Raw genomic sequence first — 17,558 nt, 5'->3', positions numbered from 1 at the left:
TACGCCAAGCCTGGAAAAAGGTTTCTACTGCATTCCTAGCTGTCGCCTTAACGCTTCTGGAACATCAACGGCTGTATCCAAACCTCGAACATTCTCCCACTTTGTGTTTTCATCCCATTCGATCTCTCCAAAAGTGCGATCACTGAGGTCTGCGCCGCTGAGGTCTGCGCCGCTGAGGTCTGCGCCGCTGAGGTCTGCGCCGCTGAGGTCTGCGCCAGTGAGGTCTGCGTAGCTGAGTTTTGCGTGGCTGAGGTTTGCGCCGCTGAGGCCTGCGTACCCGATATATACCTGGGTGAGGTCTGCGCCGCTGAGGTCTGCGCCGTTGAGTTTTGCGCCGCTGAGGTCTGCGCCGCGGAGGTCTGCGCCGCGGAGGTCTGCGCCGCGGAGGTCTGCACCGTTGAGTTTTGCGCCGTTGAGTTTTGCGACAGTGAGGTGTGCGTCGCTGAGGTGTGCGTCGCTGAGGTCTGCGCCTCTGAGGTGTGCGTCGCTGAGGTCTGCGCCGCTGAGGTCTGCGTAGCTGAGGTTTGCGTCACTGAGGTTTACGCTGCTGAGGTTTACGCCGCTGAGGTCTGCGAAGCTGAGGTTTACGTAGCTGAGGTCTGCGTAGCTGAGGTCTGCGCCTCTGAGGTTTAGGTCGCTGAGGTATGCGTAGCTGAGGTCTGCGTAGCTGAGGTTTACGCCTCTGAGGTTTACGCCGCTGAGGTCTGCGTAGCTGAGGTTTGCGCCGCTGAGGTTTGCGCCGCTGAGAAATCTCCCAACTGTTTGGACAAAGCCAGAATCCCCAACACAACAGCTATAACCGATGAGACGCAACAACTGACTTGCATCGTCAAGTTTACCTTCAGCATTAGGTTTCCCGCAAGGATAAAACACCATTGTGTCTTTCAATTCATCTCTCTTCTGACCGTAACGGTGCAACTCCAACAGCAAAATCATCACATTCAAACCAGCATAAACATCTATTTGTCGCTGTCCCAAATCTTGGGTTTTCAATTGATCTCGCAGTAGGCGCATCTTCTTCTGAGGCAAACTTTCCGGCAGCATATCAATAAATTCCCCCTCGCACCACCGCAGATAAAATTTTTCCAGACGCTGGAATAACTGCACAGGGCGAAACTGATTTTCCTCCCCTGCAACAGCCGGAGTTGTTAACAACCCCATTAAATATTCCACAATCTCTCGCGTCAGCCCCCCGTAACCCAACAAATCATAAATCTCCCAGTCCATATCAGAGTCTTTAGTATTAAATCCTCTACCTTTCTTTCCCCCTTCCGTCCACTCTTCCAAACTTTCTTTCAACCGTTCCGCAGACAGAAATTCACCAAAACTCTTGTGTACAAACTCCACAGAACCTTCTTTACTGCCTTTCTGAATATAAAAAACCGCCAAAGCATTTCTCAGAGGATTATCGCCAATCCGTTTTTGTGCTTCCTCAAGTAATGCTTTAACGGAGTAATCTGCTTTCAATCGTTCCTCAATCATCCCTACAGGAGCGCATTCCCCTCCCGACTGCACAACGCACAACCCTGCTTCTGTCAGGATGCGCCGCAAATCCTCTGTTTCCAATTCTGTCAAATCGCGATTGAGCAATTTAGACCGCTGTTCTGTTAGTACCCAATTCACAGCTTGGTTGTAAATCAAAATTTTTGCTTGAGTGCTGTTAGTTCCTTGAAAATCCTCAACTTTCAAGATTTTGTCTCGGTGCATCGCCGCTAACAAATAAAGCAATAGCGGTTCTCGCGACAGTTCTGATTTGACATTTTCTGGACAGCGTTCATCTTGCAAAAACTGCTGAAAAGCTGAGGTTTTTTCCGCCCCAAATTGGGCTTCCCACTTGCTCAACCACTGTTGCTGTAGTCCGTCATCCATCACCTGAATTTCGACTCGATCCAAGTTATCTGGCATTTGCCTTTCAATTCCTTGCAAAGCTAAAGTTCTGCCAGTAATCAAAACCCGGTGTCTCATTTCCGAACTCTGCTGACAGTCCCGCTGAAATTGCCCTACTTGCTTGAGAAATTGCTCTAAACCGCCGCTGCTTCTCCCCTCCATCAACAACTCATCAAAGCCATCCAAGAAAAACAAATATCGCGTGTTGCGATCCGTCAACCAGCCGTCATCGCTAGCAAAACCAGTATTAACAGCTTCTTTTAGCGTTTCTAGAAAACTCTTTTGCAATGTGGGAATATCTCGCAGTCGAATTAACACGGGCGTCCAAACTGGATGCAAATTTTGCCGCACCCAGTCAGCAAATATCCGACAAAAAACGCTTTTACCGCGTCCAGGCCCAGCTTCGACAAACATCACCCGATTTTGTTTGTTTTCATCTGCAAGCAATTGCTTTGCCCAAGTTTCTAAATCAAAAGCTTCTGCATCATTTATGAGCTTGCCATTTGCATCAATTGGCTTTGCTTTCAGAGGCACGTAGATATCTTTGAATGAGAAATTTTCTGCAAATACGGGTTGTAGCGGTAGAGAGGCAATTTGTTCGTGCAGGTATTTGTCAATGCTTTGATATTTCTCCTGTTCCTCACGCCATTCGCTGATAGAAGGCTGTCCAAGATGTTTCATTGCTTCGCCGGAAACTGCCCAAGCTTCGATCAAATAGCAGTGAGTATTAGCAGCAACTCTCTTTGTCAAAATTTGAGCTTCATCGGCATTGAGTCCGGCTTGTTGCAGCCGCTGTGACAGCACTAGGTTAAATTCCGTGGCTAATATCGAATCGCGGAAGCAAATAACAGTTTCTTTGGCTGCTTTATCACTAATTTCTAAATCGGCTAAATTTTTAAGCAACTGCTTGACTTTATCGGAAACCGGAGTTTGCCCGATGCGATTTAACAAACTTGCGTCTTGTTCAAGAAACTCTTTAAAACTTTCCAGATAAGCCGCCTGACTGACGAGGAAAATGCACTCAGCTAAAGTCGGCTGCTGTTGAGTTTTTTCGATAAAAAACGCCAGCAGTTTTGCCGCAATCCCGACAAATGGCAATCCAGTTCCCACAACTTGAGCTAAGGGAGAGTTCAAAACCTCTAGCAGCAAATTGCTATTGTCCAGCCCTTGTTCTTTGAACATTTTTGCCAATTCGGCGGCTGTTTTCCCAGCTTCTCCGATTCCCTCCGCTGCTTCGGCGGAACACAGTTCTTTGATATCAGTATTTAAGAATTTCCAGATGCGATTTGCCATTTTTACCTGCCCTGTTTCCGAAGAGAGAATCCGAGAAAATCTACATTTAACTCTGTAAGCATTCCGTAGTTCGTCGCCACAAATCTGTTCTCAAACTAACAAATAGAAAAGATTAAGTGCCTTTTACCTTGACAAAAATACAACAATCCGCAATAATAGTGGATTGTCTGTCTAAATCCGGCTCGGATCAGGTTAAGACATTCCAAAAGCTGGAGAGCAGTCAGCAGTCAAAAGTCCACAACGACCAATGACCAATGACTCATCAGCTACCTGTACGGCAATTTCAACCACCATCCCATGACTTACGCAATCATTGAAACCGGCGGCAAACAATTTCGGGTAGAACCAGGCCGCTTCTACGACATCGAACTGCTTCACGTTGAAGCTGAATCCAAAGTCACCATAGACAAAGTATTTCTGATCCAGCACGAAGGCGAGGTTCATATCGGCCAGCCTCTACTAGAAAATGCCACAGTAGAAGGAACGGTTCTACGGCATTTCCGGGGCCGCAAAGTCCTCGTCTACAAGATGAAGCCGAAAAAGAAAACTCGGAAGAAAAAAGGGCACCGTCAAGAAACAACTCGCTTTATGATTGACTCGATTAGCGTCAACGGTACAGTCTTAGCCGCCAGAGACTTAACTCAAGCAGTTGTTGAAACCCCCCAAACCGCCGAAACTGATTCAGAATAAAACATAGTAAATACAGTTGAGGATATTATGGCCCACAAGAAAGGTACAGGCAGTACACGTAACGGACGCGACTCTAATTCTCAGCGTCTGGGTGTCAAAAAGTACGGCGGTCAAGTTGTCAAAGCAGGCAACATTTTGATTCGCCAACGCGGCACGAAAGTTCACCCCGGTAATAATGTTGGTATCGGCAGAGATGATACTCTGTTTGCCATGATTGACGGTGTGGTGACTTTTGAAAGAAAAGGCAAAACTCGCAAGAAAGTCAGCATTTATCCTGTTGTAGCAGCACCTGTGGCTGAACCGGTGGCTGAAGCTGTCGCAGTTTAATTGCGATATTTTGGGGCGTTCCTTAAGTCTCTTTTGTTTGTCTCAAAGTCTCGATCCCCCCTAGCCCCCCTTAATAAGGGGGGGACAAGATTTCCTCGTTCCTAGGCTATGCCTGGGAACGCATATCTAGAGGCTCTGCCTCCTGATTTTCTATGTTATTAGAAAGTTACAGGAGGCAGAGCTTTTTGCAATTTGTTTCCCTGGAGAAAGGACTGTGGGTGCTTACCAAGAACCAGAGAAGCAGGAAAAACTCTCGTTTTTACTCCTAAAAATTGGCTAGCCTCCTCCGACAATTGTGACAACTTCTAAGATGTCGCCCTCTTGCATCTGTGTAGTTTCCCAAAATTGTTTGTGCAGAATTTCCCCGTTGTACTCCACAGCCACCAAGCGCGGGTTTAATCCCAATTGTTTTAGTAATTCTGGTAACGGTGTGTCGATCGCACAATTGCGGGTTTCTCCGTTAACTTGCAGCGCAATTTGATTTATCATCAGTAAAATATCTGTTTTCAGGGCGGGTTTTGTAACAAAATTATATTTTATGCACACATTTCCTGTGCTAAACCCGCCCTACAAATCGCAAATAAACCTAGCTTTTTCCGTGCAAAGCTTTCTGAGCTTTCAGATTCTGCATCCGAATCAACTGCGAGATGAAAAACTGCGTGACTAAAGTAGGCTGTTCTGCTTCCATAATCGCGCGTACTGTGGCAACCCTTTGAGCTCCGGCATTCAATATTTCATCGAGGTTGTTGATATCAATTCCGCCGATCGCAAACCACGGAATCGGTGACTTAGTAGCAGCATACCGCACATAGTCCAAACCCGCCGCCTGTTTATCAGGTTTAGTAGGAGTGGAGTAAACCGGCCCAACTCCAATATAGTCGGCTCCCGCATCAACCGCTCGCTGCATTTCCTCGCCATTCGTAGTCGAACAACCGATGATCCGTCCCGGGCCGAGCAACTTGCGCGCTTCCGCCACAGGCCAATCTCCCTGTCCTAAGTGTACGCCGTCGGCATCCGCTGCGATCGCCAAATCCACGCGATCGTTGACAATCAGCAAAGCATCATAGCGGTGACAAAGTTCGCAAAGCTGGCGCGCATTGGCCAGCTTTACCCCGTCGTCTGAGGTTTTGTCGCGGTACTGCACCAAAGTCAGTCCGCCTTGCAAAGCAGCTTCCACGACTCCCATCAAGTTGTCTCTCGGCGAAGTTACAAGGTATAACTGCGATCGAAGTAACTGCTGGTAGCGCCGGTAAGCCAGCAAATCGCTTTCGAGAGTATAAACCCGATAGCGCATCTGCTTAAAAGCGGCCCCCATATTCCGATCGTAAATTTTGCCATACTCTTCGAGTACCCGCAAAGCTTCTTCCACCCGACAGAAATTCGCCTCCAGTAGCTGCTGAATGCTCGAACGCTGCTCTTCCTGCGGGTGAGTCAACTCCGTACCCGGATCAGCCGGCGTATCCCTAGCACTGCGAAGTTCTGCGACGTGCCAAGCAGCCAATTCTTGACGCAGTTGCTTGCACTCGCCAGCCAAATCGGCGCTGTTGAGACCAAACCTGCACCATTCTTCAATAATTCTCAACCCTTCGCGCGATCGATCTAAATTTGCATCTAAAATCCGGCAGAGGGCTGGCTGTGCCGGTAAAGTTCTGTTTTGTTTGTCGGTCATTCAGAACCACCCTAATTATAATTAATCGTACCAATCAACCCGCTACATTCTCCCACGCCGTGAAGATCGTAGCAAAGCGATCGACCTAATTTTTACTTCAACCGATTTAATAGATATCTTGCTCTCGTCAAATTCACCCCCCTTAGTCCCCCCTTATTAAGGGGGGAAACAAGAATAATCTTGCCCCCTCCCCGCGACTTCGGGGAGGGTTGGGGTGGGGTGCATTGTATTTTTGCAAGAGTTCTAATTTAGACAAATTTTTAAGTTTTATTGAATTTGAGAAAAACGAAGCATAATAGATCAAACTTGATGAGAGTGAAATCGTTAAGCTGCATACCACACTTGGGAGGAGAGCCGTGAGGTTAGCAGAACAACACCAAAGATTAAGGGAGAACAACCCAAGCAGGCGGGCGTCTTTAAACTTCGATCGCGAAAACCCGACACGAAACACCGGAGGCGAAACTCGGCTCACAGATAAGTTGCGTTTTTTTATGCTGATTTACTCACAACCGACCTGGTGCAAAGAAAATCGATCGCAAAAATCTTGTCTGAGTTCTTGCCTTCTGCTCGTCTTTGCGATGACCGCCTTTTGCAGCCCTCAACCGTCAGCTATCGCTGCCGGAGTACCGGGAGTGCAGCTACTTTCTCAGACCCTGGAGAGCGAGATTAACATACTGTACGTCAGCTCGACCGGGGGCAGCGACACGGGGGGCAACGGCAGCGATGGAGCTCCGTTCAAAACCCTTACCTACGCCTTAAGCGTCGCCCCGCCCAAAACAGCGATTTTGCTAGCGCCCGGTACTTACAGCGAGCAAACCGGCGAAAAATTTCCATTAATGCTCAGGCCCAGCGTGACAGTTCAGGGAAATCCCAACACTCGCGGTCAGAATATTCTCATCAAAGGCGGAGGATACTTTATCAGTCCGACTTCGGCGGGTCAAAATATTGCGATTTTAGGCGCAGATGGGGCGGGACTCAGCGGGGTGACGGTGACGAATACCAACTATCGCGGTTACGCTTTGTGGATCGAATCGAGTTCTCCGACGGTTGTTAACAATACTTTTTCTGGCAGCACTCACGACGGCATTTCGGTAGTGGGTACTTCCAGGCCGACGATTGGCGGGAATGTTTTCTCGAAAAATGGAGCTAACGGCATCACGATTTTTGGCAGTTCCCAGCCGGAAGTTCGAGATAATGTGTTTGAAAACACGGGATTTGGGGTGAATGTAGCGCAGAACGCTTCGCCTCTGCTAATCGGTAACAAAATTACTCGCAATAGAGATGGCGTGGTGGTGCAAGCTGATGCTAGACCGGTGCTGCGTAACAATTATATCGAGAGTAATCGGCGGGACGGAATTGTGGCGATATCGAGAGCTCTGCCGGATTTGGGCACTGCGGCCGAACCGGGGGGCAATGTCATTCGCAACAACGGTCAGTATGATGTGAACAATGCGGCCAAAGGTCAAGTAATTCCAGCTTACGGCAATCAATTGTTGAGCAACCGGACGACGGGATCGGTTGATGTGGCGGGAACTTTTACCCCTGGGCCAATGGGGGGCAGTGCTTTGCAGCTAAGGGCCGATCGACCTCCCAGCATTGGTGGTCCAGACACTTCTCTCCCGGCTTACACTCCCGGGCGGCTAAGTCCCAGAGTTGAAAGAGCGCCAATTCCCCCGCCTGCGCCCGTTTCCAGGCTACCAGTGGAAACTCGACCCGCACCGCGAAGCGCCCAGTTGCGGCAAGAGCTTTCTCCGAGGAATGCCGCTGCTTCATCGGTAGTCCCAGGGGCGATCGCAATTCCTGTGCCCGATCCGAATTATCGATCTGTTTCGGAAATTTCGGTACAGCAACCAATAATTTCTCCCAATTTTGATAGTTCGAGTTCGGTTGCTTCCGAGGGTAGATTGCCGGTTCCGGGCCGCAACATTCCGATCGGAAGGGGCGGTTATGTACCTGCTGCTTTAGGGGGGAATTCTTTGCCCGATGCCGCGGATAATTCGCCGTCATTTGATCGAGCCAGAGCTTTGGGTTTCCGGTATCGAGTTGTGGTGGATACCGACAGTTGGGGCGATCGACAAAAAATGCAATCCCTCGTTCCCGGTGCTTTTCGCAGTTTTGCCAGCGGACGACCGGTGATGCAAGCCGGTGCTTTTCGGGAACGCGAAAAAGCTGAGGAATTGCTACAAATGCTCAGCGCTAACGGTTTGAATGCTCGAATTGAGGAGATTAAATGAAATGGTCATTAGTCATTAGTTAACTGTTGACTGTTGACTGTTGACTGTTGACTGTTGACTACTTCAACAAAAAAATCCAAATTTTAGGGCCTAGCATATCGGATGCCAGACCCTAAAAAGTTTGTAAATTCAGTTGATTCAAGTGGGTTTTTAGCTCTGCTGAGTTTCAGCAAACTACAACTAAGGTGGACTTTTTTGCAACTACTCTGCAGACGAGCTAGCTATCAGCGGAGTCTATTCAGACTTCTGTGTTTGACTGTGCGATCGCAACTTTTGATTAATCCAATAGCCTCAAGCTATCTAACCAATACGAATCGCAATATCAACCTTTATTTGCTAATAAGCTACACGGTTCAGGCGTTGCCTGCGAACTAGAGCCGATCGGGACAAATACTCTAATTCCAAATTTTTTATCCAAGTTTTTTGTGCTTCTTGGTTTTGCCCCTCATGTTTTTAAGTTAACACCAACTGCGCGCATAAAAACACTTTGTTTACCAAACTTGACACTTTTTGATGTGAAGAAATACTTCCCAAAGCGATTATTAACAATTTGTACGATCGCCCGATACCGCAACGTGCATACCCGGCACTATTGGCTTGCTGTCAACGCAGCAGAGCTTCCCAAGTTGCGCGGCCGACAATGCCGTCTGCTGGCAGTTGATATTGTCGCTGAGCTGCCTTGACAGCAGCTTGAGTTTCCGGGCCGAAAACGCCGTCAGCACTCACCCGCAAAAATCCCTTGGCCCGCAGCCGTTCTTGCAAATCTCTGACTGCGGCCCCCCGCATTCGTCTTCTTAAAACGGGAAAATTGGTTGACTGCGCTTGGGGGCTAATCTCTGAGTTGTCGGCAGTTACAGGAGCGTTGGCGATCGGGTTTTCGATCGCGCTCGGAGCAGCAGGAAACAGCCGATTCCAAGTATCTTGACCGACTATGGCGTCTGGAGGCAGACCTGCTGCTTCCTGGAACTGAGACACAGCTCTAGCGGTGCTTTGTGAGAAAATCCCGTCTACAGCGCCAGTATAAAAGCCCAACAATTGAAGAGCAGCTTGGAGTTCGATCACTTCCGAGCCGCGGCTGCCCAATTTGATTGCGGGGCGGACGATCGCACCTGTTTGAGCGATCGGGCTGTTGCTGTTACTCTGTTCGGAGGTAGGTAGCTGTGCGACAGCAGGAGTAGGGGCGATCGAGCTTATTGCCAATAAACCGCACAAACTCCAGCCGAAGAGCAAACTTGGAACTTCGCGGGCGTCATTCCAGCTTGCTGTCAAGTTTTGGGACATTGGGAATTCGACCTCTGCAAAACTGGTAGCGATCGTACATCAAATCTGGAAAAAATTGGGAATTTCGGCAACGAGCAATCTACGGGATTTAACGGATCGACGTTAAGCCAACAAGTCAAGCGTGAAGTTCGGCAACGCATTGGCAAGGAAGGGCGAATTTAACGGATGGATGTTAAGCCAAGAAGTCAAGCGTGAAGATTTTTCCCACTCTCCCCCTCTCCCCATCTCCCCCTCTCCCCATCTCCCCCTCTCCCCATCTCCCCCTCTCCCCATCTCCCCCCTCCCCTTCCCTTTCCTAAAAATAATTTATCCTCTGAAATAGCTGCAATTGGCAAAAAAACTGCTAGATTGCCCTACAGAAAACATTGAACCGCGTTCATTGGGCCCCAGCAACACCATGTCCGAATCCACCCCCACCAGAACCGCCAGCCAAATAGACATCGGCAACGTCAACATCGGGAACTTCCAAGTCGGCAGCATCAGCGGCACCAAATACAACGACTTCAACGCCAACGGCCTCCCAGATCCCGGAGAAGTCCCCATTCCCAACTGGCAAATCTACCTCGACCTCAACAACAACGGTCAGCCAGAATTTAACGAACCTTCCACCCTTACAAACCCGCAAGGCAACTACATCTTCGCCAACCTGCCGCCAGGAACTTACCAAGTTAGGGAAGTCCAGCAGCCGAACTTTCGCCAAACTACCCCAAATCCCGCACCCATCACAATTACCAGCGGCACAAACGCTGGCAATATCAATTTTGGCAACAACTTTAACGCAGGGACGATCGCAGGCACAAAATTCAACGACATCAACAACAACAGCAGCCGAGATCCTGGGGAACAAGGGCTAGCTAACTGGCAAATTTACCTCGACCTCAACCGCAACAACAGGCTCGACGGCGGCGAACCTTTTACTTTTTCAAACGTTGAAGGCAATTACGCTTTTGTCAATATTCCCGCCGATACATATTTGGTGAGAGAAGTCCAGCAACCGGGTTTTCGCCAAACCACGCCTGACCCCGGCCCGGTTAACGTTACTTCCAACGCCACGATCGGCAATATTAATTTTGGTAATGTATTTTTTGTCGGCAGCATCAGCGGTCTCAAATACAACGACCTCAATGCCAACAGCGTCCGAGATGCGACAGACCCGCCTCTGGAAAATTGGCCCATTTACCTCGACCTCAACGGCAGCGGCAGCTTTGATCCCGGCGAACCCAACACCATCACAAACCCGCAAGGCAATTACACTTTTGCCAATGTTTCTCCCGGCCGATATTTGGTGAGGGAAGTTCAGCAACCCGGATGGGTACAGACTACGCCAAATCCAGGCCCGATCGACATCATCGGCAATACCAACGTTGTCGGCGTCAATTTCGGCAACAATTTTCCTACCGGCAGCATCAGCGGCTTCAAGTTCAACGACCTCAACGCTAACGGTATCAACGAACCGACGGAACCGAGAGTTGCCAACTGGCCGATTTACCTTGACCTCAACAACAACGGCGGCCGAGACCCCAACGAACCTTCGACTTTAACAAACCCCCAAGGTAATTTCTCTTTTATTAACTTGCCTCAAGGGATCTATGTGGTGAGGGAAGTCCCGCAGCCCGGTTTTCGACAAACCACGCCTAATCCGACTCCGATCGCCGTGGGCAACGGCACAAATGCCACTAATCTCAGCTTTGGTAACGTGTTGGTAACGGGCACGATCAGCGGTGTGAAATTTAACGATTTTAACGCCAACGGTCGCCTAGATCCCGGGGAACCGCCGATCGCCAACACTCAGATTTACATCGACCTCAACAATAACAGCAGTTTAGATCCGGGTGAAGCGAGTACATTAAGTGACCTTCAGGGCAATTACAGTTTCCGTAACGTTCCGGTAGGTAGTTATGTTGTCAGGGAAGTTCAGCCGCCCGGTTTCATTCAAACGACTCCGCCTGCGGTGGTTGTGGTCTCGGCAGAGATTCGGGCTAGCCAAATCGATGTGGTGACGGGAGATTTGGTGACGGGAAATGCTGAGGGTAGGGCGGCTCAATCCTTGAATGGCGACCCGTTAACGGATTCCAACAGCTATACCGGACCAGAACCTGCGGGTAATATGGGGGCGGATAGCTTGCTTTTGAGCGAGGGTCGTGATAGTTATCGAATTAGTGATTTGTGGGTCGATCAACCGGTTGCCAGTTTAGGCGATCTTCCTAACATTGGGCCACAGAATGTCAGTCTGGATGCTAATGCACAAATCGATGAATTTGTCAAGAAAAAGGAATTAATTAAAGGGGCGATCGCTCACTCGTTTGGGCCGATGGGCGCGAGAGATTTCTCGGTTATGTAGGGTGACACAAAGCTCGATCGCCCCGCATCCCAAACCGCAGATCAAAATCAGGAAGAGGTGGAAGGGCGATCGCGTGATACCCTATTGTTGGCAACCTCCAACACTCAAGCCTAAGTTCCGGCAAATCCGAAGCTGGCTTGTATATTGGGTGCAATATTCAGAGGCAGTAGCATCTCTGTGAGTGAGAAACTATCAGGTAATTCCCCCAAACCCGATCGGCGTATTTCCAGTCAGGGCAAGCCATAATCAAGTCCGGTAGGTCGATCAATGCTGGGAAAGCTGTCCTTGGCAATCCCAGAGGAGGTGATCCTCAAGGACAGCGAACCATGACAAACAAGAACGATGCAGCCGGACTTGATATCAGGGGGAGAAGTCAGTCTTAGGCTTTTTAAAGCTCAAAACCGCAAGTATGTACGGACAGAGAAGGCGTGCAAATCCTGAAGATGTTGCCCTCAAATTGCCAGGGTTCTTCAAAACCTGATATACTTGCCAGCGACAAAGCTTGAGGCATTGTTGTGTGAGATGGGAACATTACCTCAAGTGCAGACGTATGTAAAATCGAGTAGCGGTTGTCAGCTATTAGTAAAAACTACTCAGCAAGTTACAACCCATACAGTAGTCTGTAATTTACGTGGATTTAGGTGTGAAGGAGAGAAATCATGACAGATAACGACCGCATTGCCAAGCAATTACAGCCAGTTGTGGTTGGGAATGCTGGCCCGGCAATTTTAGGCCTCAAGTTCAATGACTTGAACGGCGATGGCATCCGACAGCCCAATGAACCAGGTCTGGCAAATATCCCGATCCTCCTCGAATCAGCAACAAGCACCAACGGTGTATTTGATGCTGGTACTGGCGAAGTCTCAACCACGACGGACGCTAACGGCGCGTTCTCATTCATAAATCTTATTCCTGGCAACTACGTACTCACGGAAACCGCAATACCTGCTGGTTTCCGGGCTACCACTCCCAACCCCCTCGCAGTCACTGTCGGCAACACAAATGCTAACGTTTTCTTTGGCAACACCGCAGTTACAGGCAGCCGGATTGTAGGATGCAAATACTTAGACATAGATGCCGACGGCTTCCGAGATGGAAATGAACCGGGCATTAAAAATGTCAGGATCTATATTGATGCCAATGGCAACGGTCAACGCGATGCAGGGGAAGCCAACACCTTAACAGACAAAAATGGTGCGTGGTCGTTCAACGTAGCACCCGGAACCTACAAGATTCGGGAAGAACGGATCATACGACAAATTAATTCTGTTACCGGACTAGAAGTTAATGCTACGAACGCAGAACCATTAGAAACACAAGATTTTCCCCAAAGCACACCCCCCGGCAACGTTCCCGTACTGGACGTGACAGTAGCAGCCGGTCAAACCTTTGCCTGTGCTCAAGTTGGCGATACTCCGCTCTATCAGATTGAAGTTAACAAATTTCGCGACATAGACCGCAGCGGCACGCGAAATGTGGTTAATGGAGTCTTGGAACCGCCCATTGCCCGAGTACCGTTTATTTTAGATGTGAACGGGAACGGTCGCTGGGATGGAGCAGGCTCAGAACCAATAGCCATCACAGATGCGAACGGAGTAGTTACCTTCAAGGATTTGCGAGCTGGCAATTACAGAGTCTTGGAAATTTTTCCAGGTGTACTGCCTCCAGAAGTAGGTGGCGGTGCCCCAGGAAACCTCAATGCTCCAGTAGCAACAACTCAAAACCCCGCTTTGGTTTCGGCACCAGGGCCGCAGGCGCGATTCCAGGGTACCATCAGCAGAGAGCAACCGCTGCTAGTAGCAGACTCAACCTACACGCTGAAACCAAACGACCCTAAATTCGTAGACTCCAACCGCGACGGCGTTCAACAACCAGGTGAAAGATCGATCGCCACCACTGGTGAACGACCGATTTTTGCAGCGCCAGTTACAACTTTACCAGCCACCAACCCCTCCCCATCACTTACCTTTTCTCCTGTTGGAGCAACTCAGGGTATTGGCAGTAATGCCGGTGTGGGCAACACTCTACCAATCATCAATGTCTTCAAGTACAACGACTTGAATGCCAACGGTCGCTTTGAACCAAATCAGGGTGAAGCACCAATTAGGGGTATTACTGTCTTCCTAGACACCAACAATGATGGCACTCCCAACACTGGTGAACAGCAACTAATCACAAATGACCAGGGAAGAGCTGCCTTTACCAATTTGACACCGGGCAACTATGTCGTCCGAGAAGTAGTACCGCCGAATTTCTCGCCTTCTACTGCTGATCGCGTCGATGTTACCCTGAGCACTCAAGACGCCAACGTTACCTTTGCCAACACACCTAACAGCAACATCACTGGGTGTAAGTTTGAGGACTTCAACCTGAACGGTTATCGAGATGGAAATGAGCCAGCTATTGCTGGTGTCACCATCTTTATCGATAGCAATGGTGACGGTCAGTTGCAAGCAAATGAACCCACTACTACTACCAATCAGTTTGGTACCTTTGCATTCAACAATTTGCGCCCCGGCAATTACAGCATTCGAGAAGTAACGCCTCCTGGTTACTTCCAAACGACCCAACCTGTGGATGTTGTTCTCGGTGCGAATCAAACCTTTACTTGCGCTTTGGTAGGTAACTCTCGCCGTTATGACCTCTTGGTTCCTAAATTCCGAGATGACAACCGCAACGGTATCCGAGACGGCAACGAACCGCCCCTTGCCGATGTGCCCTTTACTTTGGATTTCAACGGCAACGGTCGCTACGATGCTGCAACAGAACCCCTGGTGAGAACTGATGCTGCTGGTATTGCTCGGTTTAATAATTTGTCACCAGCCACTTACTCGGTTTTGGAAGTCTTCGATACTCCGGGCGTTCCCAACAATTTCCCGATCCGAACTGGGCCCAACCCGGTTAGCTTTGACGTGCCGGGCCCCAATACTACGCCTACTGTGGTGGTACCGACAACAACAGCGACAACCGATCCGGTGACTGGCGGCACGGGTGTGGTAACTGCTTCTAGCATCCCTGATGAGCTGACTGAGCGTAGTAGCTTAGACACTTCAGACACCAGCATAGTTACCAACTTTTTAGTACCTCAGAGTACATTTGTTAGCAACTTTGATCTTCTTGAGGCATCGAGAATGGCGAGTTCGCTGACTGGAACGACAGATACTTCTTTCGTCGATCCCTTACTGTATGCTGCAGTTCCTACTACAAAGGAACTGTTCTAATGTTAAGTGGAGTCTCTAGTTTGAGACTTAGCAATTAGCAGTTAGGTTGTTTTTAAATAAACCCGCCCTCCACAACCATAAGTTAGGAGGGCGGGTTTATTGATGCGATGTCCAACTGTCTTTAGTAGTAGGGCACGATCGGCAAAAAGACCGATTCCCTAGTTCCAGAAAACCTTTATTTATAGAGGTAGAACTTAGAGGAATATGTTATGCCAACTCAACAACAAACTAATCCGGCTCAACATCAAGAACAGCAACCCGGTATTGAATCCGAGATGACTCCGCAACCTCAATCCTTCGCGGAGGGATATCGCGGTAGCGACAAATTGCGCGATAAAGTAGCCTTAATTACTGGCGGAGACAGCGGTATCGGGCGTGCAGTGGCGATCGCCTTTGCCAAGGAAGGCGCTAACGTGGTCATCAGCTATCTCAACGAAGATGATGATGCCAAAAAGACCAAAGAGGCGATCGAACAACAAGGCCGGCGCTGTATTGCGATCGCCGGCGACATCGGCGATGAAAGCCTCTGTCAAAACCTTGTAGAACAAACAGTTAAAGAATTCGGCCGCCTCGACATTCTCGTCAATAACGCCGCCGAACAGCATCCCCAAGAAAGCATCGAAAACATCACCGCCGAACAATTAGAGCGCACATTCCGCACCAACATTTTCTCAATGTTTTACCTCACAAAAGCCGCTCTCAAACACCTCAAAGAAGGAAGTACCATCATCAACACTACCTCTGTCACGGCCTACAAAGGCAATCAACAATTGCTAGATTACTCCTCCACAAAAGGAGCAATTGTTGCCTTTACTCGCTCCTTGTCTCAAAGTTTAGCTGAGAAAGGAATTCGCGTCAACGGAGTCGCCCCCGGCCCGATTTGGACGCCTCTAATTCCTGCAACTTTCCCTGAAGAAAAAGTGGAGAAATTTGGTGCAGATACCGCCTTGGGACGCGCCGGTCAACCCGATGAAGTTGCCCCCAGCTACGTGTTTTTAGCTTCAAAAGATTCGTCTTATATGACGGGTCAAATTTTGCATCCCAACGGTGGCTCTGTGATTAACGGATAGATTTGGCGCGAGTTAATATATAAATAACCGCATTTTGGGAGGGCGATTTTCACCCACCATCTCTGACTATAACTCACAATCTAAATAAACCGGCCCCCACAACCACGTTACCTAGGGCGGGTTTATTCATTTTTTTAGTTAGATCAAATCCGGTAGTATCGTCGGGCGTATAATCTGCGTTAATCTGTGTTGATCTGCCCTGATCTGCGGTTTAAAAAAGATAATTTGTTAACCGCAGATGACAAAGGATTAACGCTGATTCACGCAGAGGTCGAGAATAGATAGATGAATAATTCCGATGCTAACAGATTTGATATTAGTTTTTGAACATTAGTGAGTTTACACAAAACAGTAATCCCGCCAGGTTAGTAGCGGGATTGATAGGTTGCAGTTTAGCTAGTTTTGAGCTCGCCTAGAGCTACAATTAGCTCGCTGCTGAATTAGCTCAGGTTAGCCATTTCTTGCTGGAGCGTGCTTTTGGCTGCTTTGAATTGAGTAGCCATTTGTTCCATTTGTGCTTCGCTAAAGTTGCGGCGAAGTTGAGGGAACATATCATTTTCTTCTTCTTTTACGTGATCCTGAACCGCTGTTTTGAGCAGTTTGATTTGGGCTTTGAAATCAGAAGAACTGGGGTTCATTGACTTAATCTTGGCGAGCATTTGCTTCATTTCTGCTTGCTCGTCGTACAGTTCTTGAGTGTTGCTGTAGTAGCTGCGAATTGCTGGGTAAACAATTTGTTCTTCTGCTTCTGCGTGGACGCTTAAATCTTTGTACAACTGACCGAAGAATTCTTGCAATTTTTTCGGATCGTCGGTTTTTTCGATCTCCATAAAGAGGGTATCGGCTTTGCGGTGATCCATGGTGATGATTTCGGTGATGTTCATCTCATCTTTGCTGCGGGTAACTGCACCACCGATGATGCCGGTCATGGCTGCCATTGCATCTTGTACGCGAGCCCAAACGCCTTGGTCGGGGTCTTTGCCGGTCAGTTCGCGCACGCCTAAAATTTCGAGAACTCCTTTGAGTTGCTCTTGGTGAGCGCGGTTCTCAAAGTTAACTGTGTTGAGCGGGGTAATGGCAGCTTCGATGTCGGCGCCGACTACTTGAGCGGCTTTGTGAATTAACAAGCCGGCCATTGTTTGTTTGTGTTTGAGCAGTTCGTGCTGAGCTACTTTTTCAAACATGGTCAGTTCAGAACCTTTCATGAGTTTCTGAACTTCTTCAATCATTTTTGTGCTGGTTTCTTTGGGTTCGGCTTGAATGCCGTATTGCACGATCGTAGTTTCTAATACGCCCAAATTTTTGCGATCGTCTTCGAGCATATCCCGGAAGCGCTGGGCTAGTTCGGAGTCGTTGCAGGAATTGATGAACAATTGCTCGTTGGCGATCAACAGGTTTTGCAGCGCTTTCATGTCTGCTAATTTAGTCGCGATCGCTTGGCGCTTGGTATCTTCTAAGGTAGCTACCATCTGTCGTTTCTCCTCTCAAGGTCTTTAGTGTTCTTACATCTCTTAATTTATTGAGATATTCTGATAACATCCTCTT

The 17,558-nt window shown here is 48.7% G+C and carries 12 protein-coding genes; 7 read left to right on the top strand and 5 right to left on the bottom strand.

What is annotated here, in order from left to right; genetic code table 11:
• Positions 1–24: 24 nt before the first annotated feature.
• Positions 25–3,180, bottom strand: coding sequence for a pentapeptide repeat-containing protein (locus tag QUA43_RS05150; protein WP_333371597.1), 3,156 nt, complete (start codon positions 3,178–3,180; stop codon positions 25–27).
• A gap of 297 nt (positions 3,181–3,477) precedes the next feature.
• Between QUA43_RS05150 and rplU the strand changes: the two genes are divergently transcribed.
• Positions 3,478–3,870, top strand: coding sequence for a 50S ribosomal protein L21 (rplU, locus tag QUA43_RS05145; RefSeq protein WP_333036112.1), 393 nt, complete (start codon positions 3,478–3,480; stop codon positions 3,868–3,870).
• 27 nt (positions 3,871–3,897) lie between these two features.
• Positions 3,898–4,197: a 50S ribosomal protein L27 gene (rpmA, locus tag QUA43_RS05140; RefSeq protein ID WP_190738131.1), complete on the top strand. Its 300-nt coding sequence runs from the start codon at positions 3,898–3,900 to the stop codon at positions 4,195–4,197.
• Between the two features lie 276 nt (positions 4,198–4,473).
• Here the strand turns inward: rpmA and thiS are convergent, their stop codons facing one another.
• Positions 4,474–4,686, bottom strand: a complete 213-nt coding sequence (gene thiS / locus QUA43_RS05135) for a sulfur carrier protein ThiS (protein WP_190738130.1) — start codon at positions 4,684–4,686, stop codon at positions 4,474–4,476.
• A 97-nt stretch (positions 4,687–4,783) separates the two neighbouring features.
• Positions 4,784–5,866, bottom strand: a complete 1,083-nt coding sequence (locus QUA43_RS05130; protein ID WP_333371594.1) for a thiamine phosphate synthase — start codon at positions 5,864–5,866, stop codon at positions 4,784–4,786.
• 356 nt (positions 5,867–6,222) lie between these two features.
• Here QUA43_RS05130 and QUA43_RS05125 point away from each other — a divergent pair, with 356 nt between their 5' ends.
• On the top strand, positions 6,223–8,100 hold the full coding sequence (locus QUA43_RS05125; protein WP_333371593.1) for a DUF1565 domain-containing protein: 1,878 nt from the start codon (positions 6,223–6,225) through the stop codon (positions 8,098–8,100).
• A gap of 603 nt (positions 8,101–8,703) precedes the next feature.
• On the opposite strand, the gene QUA43_RS05120 is transcribed toward QUA43_RS05125, so the two are convergent.
• Positions 8,704–9,381 (bottom strand): peptidoglycan-binding protein, encoded by a 678-nt coding sequence (locus tag QUA43_RS05120; protein ID WP_333371591.1) that lies wholly within the window; start codon positions 9,379–9,381, stop codon positions 8,704–8,706.
• Between QUA43_RS05120 and QUA43_RS05115 the strand changes: the two genes are divergently transcribed.
• From QUA43_RS05115 to QUA43_RS05100, 4 genes are all read left to right on the top strand, one after another.
• Positions 9,373–9,543 carry a hypothetical protein gene (locus QUA43_RS05115; protein ID WP_333371589.1) on the top strand — a complete coding sequence of 57 codons (171 nt, stop codon included), beginning with the start codon at positions 9,373–9,375 and terminating at the stop codon, positions 9,541–9,543. The two genes, QUA43_RS05120 and QUA43_RS05115, sit on opposite strands and share 9 nt — an antisense overlap.
• Positions 9,544–9,778: 235 nt before the next feature.
• Complete coding sequence (locus QUA43_RS05110; protein WP_333371587.1) at positions 9,779–11,722, top strand: SdrD B-like domain-containing protein; 1,944 nt, start codon at positions 9,779–9,781, stop codon at positions 11,720–11,722.
• Between the two features lie 659 nt (positions 11,723–12,381).
• Entirely contained in the window at positions 12,382–14,943 is a 2,562-nt protein-coding gene (locus QUA43_RS05105; protein WP_333371585.1) for an SdrD B-like domain-containing protein, read from the top strand.
• Positions 14,944–15,152: 209 nt separating this feature from the next.
• Entirely contained in the window at positions 15,153–16,013 is an 861-nt protein-coding gene (locus tag QUA43_RS05100; RefSeq protein WP_333371584.1) for an SDR family oxidoreductase, read from the top strand.
• Positions 16,014–16,453: 440 nt separating this feature from the next.
• Here the strand turns inward: QUA43_RS05100 and QUA43_RS05095 are convergent, their stop codons facing one another.
• The gene (locus tag QUA43_RS05095; protein ID WP_333371582.1) at positions 16,454–17,482 is read right to left on the bottom strand and encodes a hemerythrin domain-containing protein; all 1,029 of its coding nucleotides are present in this window, start codon (positions 17,480–17,482) and stop codon (positions 16,454–16,456) included.
• Positions 17,483–17,558: the final 76 nt, after the last annotated feature.

This window comes from Microcoleus sp. N9_B4, assembly GCF_036701635.1.
Lineage (GTDB): Bacteria > Cyanobacteriota > Cyanobacteriia > Cyanobacteriales > Microcoleaceae > Microcoleus.
The sequence above is the reverse complement of the archived record's forward strand: the minus strand, read 5'-3'. Positions and strand labels throughout refer to the sequence as shown.